The organism is Kineococcus haloalkalitolerans, assembly GCF_050871905.1.
GTDB lineage: Bacteria > Actinomycetota > Actinomycetes > Actinomycetales > Kineococcaceae > Kineococcus.
The window spans coordinates 1-12,787 of sequence record NZ_JBJLSH010000072.1; the positions used below are offsets into that span (position 1 = coordinate 1).

Annotated in this window: 10 protein-coding genes; 5 read left to right on the forward strand and 5 right to left on the reverse strand. The window is 76.5% G+C overall.

Features of this window, described 5'->3' with window-relative positions; translation table 11 throughout:
- Nucleotides 1-1,868, reverse strand: a 1,868-nt coding sequence (locus ACRYMY_RS18745; RefSeq protein WP_432548733.1) for a diguanylate cyclase domain-containing protein, incomplete at its 3' end; no start/stop codon positions are given.
- Nucleotides 1,865-3,046: an FIST signal transduction protein gene (locus tag ACRYMY_RS18750; RefSeq protein ID WP_432548734.1), complete on the reverse strand. Its 1,182-nt coding sequence runs from the start codon at nt 3,044-3,046 to the stop codon at nt 1,865-1,867. The genes ACRYMY_RS18750 and ACRYMY_RS18745, both read right to left, overlap by 4 nt.
- Before the next feature lie 214 nt (nt 3,047-3,260).
- On the opposite strand from ACRYMY_RS18750, the gene ACRYMY_RS18755 reads away from it, so the two are divergent.
- A complete protein-coding gene (locus ACRYMY_RS18755; RefSeq protein ID WP_432548735.1) occupies nt 3,261-4,193 on the forward strand; it encodes a glycerophosphodiester phosphodiesterase in 933 nt (310 codons plus the stop codon).
- Nucleotides 4,194-4,209: 16 nt separating this feature from the next.
- Here ACRYMY_RS18755 and ACRYMY_RS18760 read toward each other — a convergent pair whose 3' ends face one another.
- Nucleotides 4,210-5,754, reverse strand: a complete 1,545-nt coding sequence (locus ACRYMY_RS18760; protein ID WP_432548736.1) for a xylulokinase — start codon at nt 5,752-5,754, stop codon at nt 4,210-4,212.
- A 95-nt stretch (nt 5,755-5,849) separates the two neighbouring features.
- Nucleotides 5,850-6,737: a DeoR/GlpR family DNA-binding transcription regulator gene (locus ACRYMY_RS18765; protein WP_432548737.1), complete on the reverse strand. Its 888-nt coding sequence runs from the start codon at nt 6,735-6,737 to the stop codon at nt 5,850-5,852.
- 372 nt (nt 6,738-7,109) lie between these two features.
- Between ACRYMY_RS18765 and ACRYMY_RS18770 the strand changes: the two genes are divergently transcribed.
- The 4 genes from ACRYMY_RS18770 to ACRYMY_RS18785 are packed head-to-tail and all read left to right on the forward strand — an operon-like array spanning nt 7,110 to nt 11,634.
- Entirely contained in the window at nt 7,110-8,687 is a 1,578-nt protein-coding gene (locus ACRYMY_RS18770) for a sugar ABC transporter ATP-binding protein (RefSeq protein ID WP_432548738.1), read from the forward strand.
- Nucleotides 8,684-9,688: an ABC transporter permease gene (locus ACRYMY_RS18775; protein WP_432548739.1), complete on the forward strand. Its 1,005-nt coding sequence runs from the start codon at nt 8,684-8,686 to the stop codon at nt 9,686-9,688. The genes ACRYMY_RS18770 and ACRYMY_RS18775 overlap by 4 nt, the downstream gene beginning before the upstream one ends.
- A gap of 49 nt (nt 9,689-9,737) precedes the next feature.
- Nucleotides 9,738-10,799, forward strand: a complete 1,062-nt coding sequence (locus tag ACRYMY_RS18780) for a substrate-binding domain-containing protein (protein WP_432548742.1) — start codon at nt 9,738-9,740, stop codon at nt 10,797-10,799.
- A gap of 55 nt (nt 10,800-10,854) precedes the next feature.
- The gene (locus ACRYMY_RS18785) at nt 10,855-11,634 is read left to right on the forward strand and encodes a GolD/DthD family dehydrogenase (RefSeq protein ID WP_432548740.1); all 780 of its coding nucleotides are present in this window, start codon (nt 10,855-10,857) and stop codon (nt 11,632-11,634) included.
- 42 nt (nt 11,635-11,676) lie between these two features.
- On the opposite strand, the gene ACRYMY_RS18790 is transcribed toward ACRYMY_RS18785, so the two are convergent.
- Nucleotides 11,677-12,787: DEAD/DEAH box helicase (locus ACRYMY_RS18790; RefSeq protein ID WP_432548741.1), on the reverse strand; the 1,111-nt coding region annotated here is incomplete at its 5' end.

The window sequence follows — 12,787 nt, forward strand, 5'->3', positions numbered from 1 at the left end:
CCCCCCCCCCCCCCCCCCCCCCCCCCCCCCCCCCCCCCCCCCCCCCCCCGCCGCCCCCCCCCCCGCCCCCCCCCCCCCCCCCCCCCCCCCCCCCCCCCCCACGCCGTGGCCAGCACCCAGCGGCCCACCTCGGCGATCGCCCCGCTGCGCTCGGCGGCCCCGATGAACCGGTCCGGCCCCAGCAGGCCGCGTCGCGGGTGCTGCCAGCGCACCAGCGCCTCCACGCCGGTGGTGCGCCCGTCGGCCAGCCGCACGACCGGCTGGTGGTGCAGCACCAGCTCCCCGCGCGCGGCCGCGCCCTCCAGGTCGGCCTCCAGCTCCAGCCGGTCCGCGCGCGCCTCGTGCAGCGAGCGCCGGAACACCTCCACCCGGGCGCGGCCCGGCTCGGCGGGGCGGCAGGTGCCGTGCTTGGCCTCGTACATGGCGGTGTCGGCGTCGCGCAGCAGCGTGGTGCCCACCGTCCCCTCGTGCCCGGGCGCGGCCACGCCCACGCTGCAGCCCACGCTCAGCGCGTGCCCCTCGTGCTCGACGGGCTGGCGCAGCCGGGCCACCAGCCGCTCGGCGACCTGCTGCGCGGCGGCCAGGTCGGCCCCCCGCAGCACCACCGCGAACTCGTCGCCGCCCAGCCGCGCGGCGGTGTCGTCCTGGCGCAGGCAGTCGCGCACCCGGTCCGCGCACGCGCGCAGCACCGCGTCGCCGGCCTCGTGGCCGTAGCGGTCGTTGACGGCCTTGAACCCGTCCAGGTCCAGGTACAGCAGGGCCAGCGCCCCGCCGTCGCGCTCGTGCGCCGCCAGCGCCGCCGCGAGCCGGTCCAGGAACAGGGCCCGGTTGGGCAGCCGCGTCAGCTGGTCGTAGTACGACTCCTGCAGGCTGCGCTCGGTGTAGACGTCGTTGAGGGCCACGCTGGCCTGCTCGGTGAACGTCGTCAGCAGGTGCCGGGCCGCCGGCTCGGCCGTGGCGGGTCCGTCGAGGAGCAGCAGGGCGCCCACCGGGCGGCCCTGCGCGCGCACGGGCGCGGCGCGCCACCGGCACCCGCCGTGCTCGCCGGAGACCTCGCTGCCGGCGTCGACGGCCCGCGCGGCGTGCTCCAGGACGTCGGGGCAGTCGGGGGCGCCGTCCCCGCGGCGCACCGCGCGCACCTCCAGGCGCTCGCCGGTGCACCCGGCCGCGGCGCGCAGCGGGTTCTCCAGCACGACCGCGACGGCGTCCCCGCCCAGCACGGTCTGCGCGCCGTCGCACAGCAGGTCCAGCAGCTCCTCCAGCGCCCACCGGTGCGACACGGCCCGCTGCAGGGTCAGCAGGGTGCTCAGGACCAGCTCGCGCTCGCGCAGGGTCCGCAGCAGCTCCTCGCGCTCGCGGGCCAGCTCCTCGCCGCGCCGGCGCGCCTCGCGCTCGCGCAGCAGCGCCCGCGCGGCCTGCACCGCCTGCCCCAGCAGGCGGCCGGTGCCCAGCAGCAGCAGCCGCTCGGCGGCGTCGAAGGGCTCCTCGGCGCGCGCGACGACCAGCCGGGCCGCACCGGTGGCGGTGTCCGGGCCGGCCGCCTCGGCGGGCACGGGGGCCGAGGCCACGTCCACGTCGCTCATCCCCGCCAGCCGCGCCGGTGCCCCGGGGTCCACGCCCAGGGCGGTGACGACGGCCTCGCCGGCCGGTCCGGCGACCACGCCGAGCGCCGCCAGCGCGCGGTCGCCCTCGACGACGGCGGCCACCTCGCAGTCCAGCTGCTCGGCGATCCACTGCACCGCGCGCTGCGCCATCCGCTCCGGGCCGCCGGCGTGCGACAGCGCGGCCAGCAGCTCCACCAGCTGCAGGCCCTGCTGCAGACCGGCTGCGACCGCGGCGCCCTCGGCGGCGCTGCGCGCGCCGCTCACAGCGCCAGGGCGACGACGGTCTGGTTGTGGCAGCCCGCCGCGCCCGAGACCCGCGCGATCTCCCCGCAGCTGTACGACAGGACCACGTCGTCCGTGGCGGCGGCGGTCAGCGCCGAGCGGGCCTCGCGCACGTGACCGGTGCTGCTGAGCAGCTCGCGGCGCGCCACGCAGCTGAAGACGACCATGCCCACCGGGTCCGCCCCCTCCAGCGCGGCGACCGCCTGCTCGCAGGCCTCCCCGGCGCCGGCGACCATCTCCTCCTCGTCGCCGGCCATGACGTGCACGAGGCTGCCCAGCGGCACCTCGGACACGAACGACAGCGTGCGCGCGACCGGGTCCGTGCCGGTGACGGTGCGCACCTCCTCGCGGCGGCGGCGCACCAGGCCCAGCGGGTGGGCGTAGCCGAGCGCGGCCAGGCGCCCGGGCGCCAGCGACGCCGCGCCGCAGTCCTCGCCCAGCAGCTGCGACAGGCGCTCCAGGTAGACGTCCAGGGCGGGGCGGCCGTCCAGGGCGCGCACGGTCAGGCCGTCGGAGTCGGTGACGACCAGCGGGTCCCCGACGCGGTGCAGGCCGTGCGCGGCGCCCACGCCCAGCGGGCGGTCCGTGGCGATGGTGACGCCCACGAGGGCGTTCTCCAGCACCTGCCCGCCCAGCAGCTGCCAGCTGCGGAAGGCGACGAGGTCGCCGTCGGAGCCGCCGCCGACGATCGGCACGCCCGGGCCCAGCTCGGAGTAGGCGCCGCGCACGACCGCCTGCTGCTGGCCGTCGGTGCCGTTGGGCAGCAGGACGTGGGTGGCGTGGGCGCGCTCGGCCCCGCGGCAGGCGGCGGCCACCTCGGCGCCGCGCGCGAACGGGTCGGCGGCGGTGCTGGCCGCGGCCCGCGCCTCCAGGCCCGGCCCGCCCAGCGCCGTGACGACGACGTCGGCGGGCGCGTCCGCCCCGCCCGCGAACGTGGTGGTGGTGCTGGTGCCGGCCACGACGGCGCCGCCGGCGGCCTCCTGCGCGCCGCGGGCCACGGCGTGCAGGTCCAGGTCCCAGCGGGCCATGACGAGCAGCAGCGCGGCGGGCCGGCCGGCGCGGGCGTCCTCGACGGCGCGCGCGGTCGCGGCGGCGGTGCCGGCGCTGTCGCCGGCGACGGCGCGGGCGGAGCTGACGGACACCCAGCGGTCTGCGGTCACGGGACGGTCATCGGCCGCCCGGGCGGCCGGGTTGACGCTCCGGGGCCTCGCGCGGGGCCGTCCGGGTGAGCGACCGCGCCCGCCAGGGGGACGCGCCTCGAGCGCCGGGCCGCCCGTGCCGATGCAGCTCGGGTACGCCACCGGCGCGTCACCGGCGCCGGTGCCAGCCTCCGGCGCCCGCTGCAGCACCGGACCGAGACCAGCCGAGGTCGCCGTGGACGAGCGCCGGGACACCGCCGGGCCGCCACCGCTCGTCCCGCCGCTCGTCCCGCCGCTCGTCATCGCCCACCGCGGGTACTCCGCGGTCGCGCCGGAGAACACCCTGGCCGCGTTCGAGGCCGCGCTGCGCGCCGGCGCCGACGTGGTGGAGACCGACCTGCGCCCGGCCGCCGACGGCGCGGTCGTCCTCGTCCACGACGCCGACGTCGACGGCACCACCGACGGCCGCGGGCGCGTGGCCGACCTGGCGGCCGCCGACCTGGCGCGCCTGGACGCCGGCTCGTGGTTCTCCGGCGCCTACCGCGGTCAGCGCCTGCCGCTGCTGGCCGACCTGCTCGACCTGCTCACCGCGCACCCCGGCGCTCAGCTGCTGCTGGAGCTGAAGGAGGTGTGGACGCCCGCCCAGGTCGCCGCCGTCCTGCAGCAGGTGCGCCGCGCGGGAGCCGTGGACCGGGTGGTCCTGCAGAGCTTCGAGCTCCTGACCCTGCGCCGGGTGCGCGACCAGGCGCCGCGGGTGCGCCTCGCCGTCCTGGTGGACGACCTGCCGGTGGACGCCACCACCCGGGCGCGGGCCCTGCGCCGCGACCTCGGCGTGGTGGCGTGCAACCCGGGCGCGGCCGCGCTGGTGACCCGGCCGGGCCTGGTCGCCGACCTGCACGGGGCCGGGCTGGGGGTCTGGCCGTGGACGGTGGACGCGCCCGCGCTGTGGGACCACGTCGTGCGGCTCGGCGTGGACGGTGTCATCACCAACCGCCCCGACGGGCTGCGCGGCTGGCTGGAGGCCCGTCGCTCGCGCGACGAGCGGCCCGCGGACCCGTCCGCCCTGCTGCTGACCGCCCTGGCGCAGCGCTCGCGCGCCGACCGCGGCCGGGGCCCCCGGCCGGTGGTGCCGGTGCCGACGGTGGCGCCGGCGCTCCGGTCCGCGTAGCCGGGGCGGGGGCCGGTCAGGCGGGCGCGCCGGTCCCGCCGCCGGCGCTCCCGCCGCGCAGGCGCGACAGGCCGGGGAACAGCGGCCGCAGCCGGGGGTACAGCTGCGCGTGCAGGCCGGCGGCCTCCTCGTACACCGCGCGCGGGCGCGGGTCCGGCTCCAGGACGGCGCCCGTGCCGGTCATGGCGTCCACCACGTCCCCCAGGTCGGTCGAGCCGGTCAGGCCCACCGCGGCCGCGGCGAGCACGCCCGCGCCCAGGGCCGTCGTCTCCGGCTCGCGAGCGACGAGGACGCGGCGCTGCAGCACGTCGGCGAGGATCTGCGTGAACAGGGGGGAGCGGGCCGCGCCGCCCGTGACCACGACCTCCTCGACGGCCGTGCCGGTGTCCTGCTCCAGCAGGTGCAGGTTCGCCCGCTCCTCGTAGGCCAGGCCCTCCAGCACCGCCCGGTACATCTCGGCGCGCCCGTGCTCCTCGGCGAGCCCGACGAACGCGCCGCGCGCGTCCGGGTCCCAGTGCGGCGTCTCGGCGCTGCTGAGGTACGGCAGGAACAGCAGCCCGCGCGCGCCGGCGGGCACGTCGGCGGCCAGCCGCTCCAGGCGCTCCTCGCGCCGCTCGCCGGTCAGCCCGGACAGCGCGTCGCGGAACCAGCCGATCGACAGCGCGCCGGAGGGCAGCAGCGCCTCCAGCACGTACGCGCCGGCGAGCGGACTGGCCAGCGTGCGGTAGGCGGCGGACCAGCGGTAGCCGGGGGAGTGGACGCCCAGCGTCAGGGCCGTGCCCAGGTTCAGGTACGCCCGGCCGGGCACCAGCGCTCCGGAGCCCAGCCCGGCGCACTGGCCGTCGCCGGCGCCGGCCACCACGGGCAGGCCCTCCGGCAGGCCGGTGCGGCGGGCGGCCGCGGCGCCCAGGCCGCCGAGCGCGGCGCCGGGCGCCACCAGGCCGGGCAGCTGCTCCACCACCAGCCCGGCGGCGGCGACGAGCTCCGGCGACCACCGCAGGTGCCGCATGTCCAGCAGCGACAGGGGGTCGGCGCTGGCCCAGCTCGTGGACCGGGTGCCGGTCAGCAGGCGCGCGAGGTAGCCGTGCACGTCGAGCACGAGGGCGGTGCGCCGCAGCACCTCCGGCTCGTGCTCGGCCAGCCACGCGAGCTTGTACAGGCTCGGGGCCGTCGACGGCGGCTTGCCCGACAGCTCGTGCACGCGCGCGGAGCCGAGCCGCGTGATCTGCTCGCCGGCGCGCGTGTCCAGCCACAGCACGCCCGGGCGCAGCGGGCGGTCGTCGGCGTCCAGGCACACGAAGGTCTCGCGCTGGTGGGTGAGGGCCAGCGCGACGGGCCGCTGGTCCGGGGCCAGGGCCCGGACCGCGCCGGCCAGGGCGCCCGCGGTGGCTCCCCACCAGTCGGCGGGGTCCTGCTCCTGCCAGCCCGGGCGGGGGGAGGTGCGGTGGTAGGGGACCCGGGCCTCGGCGACGGTCCTGCCGCCGGCGTCGAAGGCGACGGCCTTGGCGCCGGTCGTCGAGCAGTCCACGGCCAGCACGACCGGGCCGGCGGAACGGGACATGCGCTGCCTTCGCGACGGGACGGGCGGCGGCCCGGTCGTGCCGGGTCGCGGTCCCTGCGGATGCTAGACCTCCGCCCGCCCGGCCACCCGCGCGGTCACCGCCCGCCCACCGGCGCCGCGCCGGCGGGCGCGGCGCCGGGCGGGGGGGCGACGACCACCTCGATGCCCGCCTGCCGCAGGCGCTGCACGTCCTCGGCGCGGGTGGTGCCGTCGACGACCACGACGTCGAAGTCGCTCAGCGGGGCGAGGGCGTGCAGCGCCCGGCGCTGGAACTTCGTGGAGTCGACGTACAGGACGCGCTTGCGCGCCACCTCGAGCATGGCCCGCTTGACCAGCACCGTGTCGTGGTGCTGGTGGAAGCAGGTGTCGTCGGTGATGGCGGAGGTCGACATGAACGACACGTCGGCGCGCATGCCCCGCAGCGCGCCGATGCTGACGCTGCCCATGTAGGCGTCGCACCACTGGAAGTACTGCCCGCCGGTGGAGATCAGGTTGATGCCCCGCTGGCCGGTCAGCTCGTCCAGCACGCGCTGGAAGTTCGTGATGACCGTCAGCGGCTGGCGCTGCGGCAGGAGGCGCGCCAGGTGCACGCCGGTGGTGGAGTCGTCGAGGATGACCGCCTGGCCCGGCTCGACGAACGCCGCCGCCGCCTCGGCGACGGCCCGCTTGGCGCGCTCCTGCTGGCGCGTGCGGAACTCCGTGCTCGCCTCGAACAGGCTCGTGGCCTCGGCGGTGACGACGCCGCGCGACTTGCGGAGGAGGCCCTGCGCGGCGAGCGCGTCGAGGTCGCGGTGCACCGTCATCGAGCTGACGCCGAACTCCTCGGCCAGGTCCTCGATGCGCACCGAGCCCGCGCCCAGCACCCGGTCCGTGATGGCCTCGTGGCGCTCGGCCTGCCGCAGGCCGTGCCGGCGCGCGCCGCCGCCGGCACCACCGCTCCCGCCACCGGCCCTGCCACCGGCGCCGCTCCTGTCCCGGTCCACACGTCCTCCCTCCGTGCTCCCGCCCGTCACCCGGCGGACGGCGCGGCCCCGCTGCGGGGGTCTCCGCGGGAGCGAACGGCGGGAGCGGGGGGAACGTGCCCGGGATGTTACATCCCACGCGCTTGACGTTGTTTGCAACGTGTGTGATGTTACGTCTCGCCGGCGCGGACGCACCGGCCGCGGTGACGACACCGGCGCGGTCCGAAGGTGGGCCGCACCGCGCGCACCCGGCCGCCGCCCGGCGCGGCACACCCCGCGGCGCACGTCCGCCGTCCCCTCCCACGTCCCACGCCCCGACGGAGGACCCATGAGCCCGGAGCACCCGCTCCGACGCACGTCCCGGACCACCGACCGCACCGCCGGCGGCCAGCGGTGAGCGGCGCCGCGCCGGCGGTCCTGGAGTGCCGGGACCTGCGCAAGTCCTTCGGCGGCGTGCCCGTCCTCAAGGGCGTCTCGCTCGCCCTGGAACCGGGCACCGTCACGGCCCTGGCCGGGGAGAACGGCGCCGGCAAGTCGACGATGATGAAGATCGCCTCGGGGCAGTACCGCGCCGACGGCGGCACCGTCGCGGTGCGCGGGGAGGAGCTGCACCCCGGCGACCTGCGGGCCGCGCGGCGCCTGGGCGTCGCGATCGTGCCCCAGGAACTGGCCTCCATCGCCCACATGACCGTCTACGAGAACCTCTTCGTGGGCCGCGAGCTGAAGACCCGCCTGGGAACCCTGGACCGCCGCGCCATGGCGCGCGAGGCCTCCCGGCTGCTCGACGGGTTCGGCGTGGACATCGACCCGGCTGCCCGCGTCGGCACGCTGCCCGTCGGGGTCCAGCAGATCGTCGAGATCGTCAAGAACTCCAGCTGGGGAGCGCGGGTCCTGCTGCTCGACGAACCCAGCTCGGCCATCTCCGAGCGCGAGGTGGAGGGGCTCTACCGCGTCGTGCGCAAGCTGCGCGACGAGGGCGTGGCCATGGTGTTCACGACCCACAAGATGGAGGAGATCCGCGCCCTGGCCGACCGCGTGGTCGTCCTGCGCGACGGCGGCCTCGTGCTCGACGCGCCCATGAGCACCACCGGCGACGACGACATCGTCACCGCGATGATCGGCCGCGAGCTGGAGGACCTGTTCCCCCCGGTGCGCGAGGTCCCCGCCGACGCCGACGTCGTGCTCGACGTGCGCGACCTCGAGGTCGCCGGAGCGCCCGCACCGGTGTCCCTGCAGGTGCGCCGCGGCGAGGTCCTCGGGCTCGCCGGGCTGGTCGGCGCCGGGCGCACCGAACTGCTCGAGGCCCTCTTCGGCGTGCGCCGCACCACCGGCGGCACCGTGCGCGTGGCCGGTCGCGAGGTGCGGCGCAACGCGCCCGCGGCGGCCATCGGCGCCGGGGCCGCCCTCGTGCCCGAGGACCGCAAGCACGCCGGTGCCGTCCTCGGCATGAGCGTGCTGGACAACGGGTCCCTGCCCCGGCTGTCCTCGTTCTCGGTGGCCGGCTGGCTGCGGGGCCGCGCGCGCAGCGAGGCCGTCGGCGAGGCCATGAGCTCGGTCCGGCTGCGCAGCCGCGGCCTGGGCCAGGACGTCGGCACCCTCTCCGGCGGCAACCAGCAGAAGGTCGTGCTGGCCCGCTGGCTCACCGGCGACGTGCAGGTCCTCCTGCTCGACGAACCCACCCGCGGCGTCGACGTCGGCGCCCGCTCGGAGATCTACCGCATCATCGCCGAGCTGGCCGCGCGGGGGATGGCCGTGGTGATGGCCTCCTCCGACATGCCCGAGGTCCTGGGCCTGTCCCACCGCGCGCTGGTCATGCGCGGCGGGCAGGTGGTCGGCGAGCTGGACCGCGACGCCCTCGACCGCTCCGACGTGCAGGACCTCATCTTCCGCCTCAGCTCCGGCCTGGAGCAGCGCCGAGGCACCCCGGCGGCCGACGCCGCCACCACCCCGCGAGAGGACGGACCGCGATGACCACCGACGTGAACCAGGCCCCGACCACGCCGGCCCCGGAGGCGACGCGCCGCTTCAGCCGCGAGTGGATCGTGGCGCAGCTCATCCGGCGGGCGATGCTCATCGTGATGCTGCTGGTCATCGCGTTCTTCAGCTACCGCAGCCTGCGCTTCACCAGCCCCGACAACCTCCAGACGATCCTCATCGCCGCGGCGCCGTTCGCGCTCATCGCGCTGGGGCAGACGCTGGTCATCCTCACCGGCGGCATCGACCTGTCGGTCGGCAGCGTCATCGCCGTCTCCGGGATGACCGCCGCCGCCGTCGCCAAGGCGAACCCGGGGCAGGTGTGGCTGACCGTCCTGTCGGCGATGGTGGTCGGCCTGCTGGCCGGTTCCGTCAACGGCTTCCTCGTCTCGCGCATCGACGTCCCGCCGTTCATCGCCACCCTGGGCATGCTCACCGCGGGTTCCGGCATCGCCTACGTCATCGGCGGCGGCGCCCCCATCAACGGCCTGCCCGCGGAGTTCGGCAGCATCGCCAACACCACCGTCGCCGGCCTGCAGGTCCCCGTCATCGTGATGATCGTCGGCATCGTGGGCTTCGGCGTCATGATGCGCCGCACCGCCTACGGCATGCGCATCTACGCCGTCGGCGGCAACCGCACCGCCGCCGAGATCGCCGGCGTGCCCGCGCGCCGGACGCTGTTCAGCGTCTACGCCATCTCCGGCCTGCTCGCCGGCCTGTCCGGGGTGATGCTCGCCTCGCGCGTCATCTCCGGCCCCCCGAACCTCGGACAGGGGTACGAGCTGGACGCGATCGCCGCCGTCGTCATCGGCGGCGCCAGCCTCATGGGCGGGCGGGGCACCGTCTGGGGCACCGCCCTGGGCCTGCTGCTCATCCAGACCCTCAACAACGGCCTCGACCTGCTGCTGGTCCCGGCCTACTGGCAGAACGTCATCAAGGGCGTCCTGATCGTCGCGGCCGTCGCCGTCGACGTCTGGTCCACCAAGCGCCGCACCTGACGCGGCCGGCCACCACCCCACCCACGAACCACCGGAGGAGACCACCGTGCTGCGCTTCACCAAGACGTTCACCGGCATCGCCGCTGCCGGCCTCGCCCTGTCCCTGACCGCGTGCGGCGCCGGCGACCCCACCGCCGGCGGCGGCGGGGAGGACGGCGGCGGCGGCGGGCTGCGCGTCGGCGTCAGCGTGTACGACATGAGCTCGTTCATCACCGCCGGCCGCGAGGGCATGGAGGCCTACGCCGAGGCCAACGACATCGAGCTGCTGTGGAACTCCGCGAACCTCGACGTCAACACCCAGGCCAGCCAGGTCGAGCAGTACGTCAACGCCGGCGTCGACGCCATCATCGTCGTCCCCGTGCAGGCCGACTCCCTCGGCCCGCAGGTCGAGGCGGCCAACGCCGCCGGCATCCCCATCCTCGACGTCAACGCCAGCCTGAACAGCGACGCGCTGTCGGCCAGCGTCCTGCCCGACGACGTCGCGGCGGGCGCGGAGGAGATGCGGATGATGGCCGAGGAGCTGGGCGGCGAGGGGAACATCGTCGTCCTGCAGGGCCCGCTCGGGCAGTCCGGCCAGATCGACCGGCAGGAGGGCATCGACCAGGTCCTCGCCGAGTACCCCGGTATCACCGTCCTCGCGCAGGACACCGCGAACTGGAAGCGCGACGAGGCCGTCAACAAGATGAAGAACTGGATCTCCGGCTTCGGCGACGAGATCGACGGCGTCGTCTCCCAGAACGACGACATGGGCCTGGGCGCCCTGCAGGCGCTCAAGGAGGCCGGCATGGACAAGCCGGTCGTCGGCATCGACGGCATCGAGGACGGGCTCAACGCCGTCGAGAACGGCGACTTCATCGGGACCATGCTGCAGAACGGCACCGTCGAGCTCGCGGCCGGCCTGGCCGTCGCCGCGGCCCTCGCCCGCGGCGAGGAGGTGCCGAGCGACCCGGTGTACGTGATGCCGCGCATCACCCAGGAGAACGTCGACGTCGCGATCGAGCACGTCGTCACCGGCCGCGACGCCTTCCTGGCGGACCTGCCCGACCTCATCGCGCAGAACCTGGAGTCGGGGAACATCGCCTACGAGGGGATCCCCGGCCAGGAGCAGTGACACCCGCCCCCGCCCGCGGGGCGGCGGGCCCACCCACCCACTCCAGGAGCGCACCATGAGCACCGCACCCCAGACCGACGCCGACGTCGACCTCGGTTTCCGCCTCGACGGGCGCGTCGCGCTCGTGACCGGCGGGGCCTCCGGCATCGGCAGCGCCATCGCCGAGGTGTTCGCCGGCCGCGGCGCCCGGATCGTCGTCGCCGACCTCAAGCTGGCCGCCGCGCAGGAGCGCGCGGAGCAGCTGGGCGGCGGGGCCTTCGCCGTCGAGGTCGACGTGTCCTCCCCGGAGTCGGTGCGGACCGCCGTCGAGGAGGCCGTCGCCCGCGCCGGGCGCGTCGACGTCCTCGTCAACTGCGCCGGCATCGTCGACCTGGCGCCCGCGGAGGAGCTGGGCGAGCGGGCGTGGGAGCGGACGCTGGCCATCAACCTCAGCGGCACGTTCCACGTCTGCCAGGCCGTCGGCCGGCACATGCTCGCCGCGGGCGGCGGCAGGATCGTCAACATGGCCTCGCAGGCGGCCACGGTCGCGCTGGACGGCCACGCCGCCTACTGCGCCTCCAAGGCCGGTGTCCTCGGGCTGACGCGGGTGCTGGCCTCCGAGTGGGGCGGGCGCGGGATCACCGTGAACGCGATCTCGCCGACGGTCGTGCTCACCGAGCTGGGCCGCAAGGCGTGGGAGGGCCCGAAGGGGGAGGCCGCGAAGGCGCAGATCCCCACCGGCCGCTTCGCCCTGCCGCGCGAGGTCGCCGGCGCCGCCCTGTTCCTGGCCTCCGGCGCGGCGGAGATGGTCAACGGCGCCGACCTCGTCGTCGACGGCGGGTACACGATCCGCTGACACCACCGCCCGCGCCGGGGTCCCCGGCGCGGGCGGTGACGGTCAGCCGGGCAGCACGCCGTCCGCGTCCGGCACACCGCCGTCGATGTCGTCGGCGTCCACGATGCGGTAGGCGTAGCCCTGCTCGGCCAGGAACCGCTGCCGGTGCGCGGCGAAGTCCTGGTCCTTGGTGTCGCGCGAGACCACCGTGTAGAAGCGCGCCGAGCCGTGGTCGCCCTTGGGGCGCAGGACGCGGCCCAGGCGCTGGGCCTCCTCCTGGCGCGAGCCGAACGCCCCCGAGACCTGGATGGCGACCTTCGCCTCCGGCAGGTCCAGCGAGAAGTTCGCCACCTTGGACACGACCAGGGTGTTCACCTCGCCCTGCCGGAACGCCTCGAACAGCCGCTGCCGCTCCTTGACGCTCGTGTCGCCCTTGACGACGGGGGCGTCCAGCCGCGCGGCCAGGTCGTCCAGCTGCTCGATGTACTGCCCGATGACGAGCGTCGGCTCCCCGGCGTGCTGGGCGACGAGCTTCTCCACCACCCGCGACTTCTCCGCCGACGTCGCGCACAGGCGGTAGCGGTCCTCGTCCTCGGCCGTGGCGTACAGCAGCCGCTCGTGCTCGGGCAGCGTGACGCGCACCTCGACGCAGTCGGCGGGGGCGATGTAGCCCTGCGCCTCGATGTCCTTCCACGGCGCGTCGTAGCGCTTGGGGCCGATGAGGGAGAACACGTCGCCCTCGCGGCCGTCCTCGCGCACCAGCGTCGCGGTCAGGCCCAGGCGCCGGCGCGCCTGCAGGTCGGCGGTCATCCGGAAGATCGGCGCGGGCAGCAGGTGGACCTCGTCGTAGACGATGAGGCCCCAGTCGCGGGCGTCGAACAGCTCCAGGTGCGGGTAGACGCCCTTCCGCTTCGTCGTGACCACCTGGTAGGTGGCGATCGTGACGGGGCGGACCTCCTTGCGGGCGCCGGAGTACTCGCCGATCTCGTCCTCGGTCAGCGAGGTGCGCTTGAGCAGCTCGTCGCGCCACTGGCGCGCGGAGACCGTGTTGGTGACGAGGATCAGCGTGGTGGGGGGGGGGGGGGGGGGGGGGGGGGGGGGCGCGCGGGGGCGGCGCGCCGGGCCCCCCCCCGCCCCGACCCCGCCCCCCCCCCCCCCCACACCCACCCTCCCC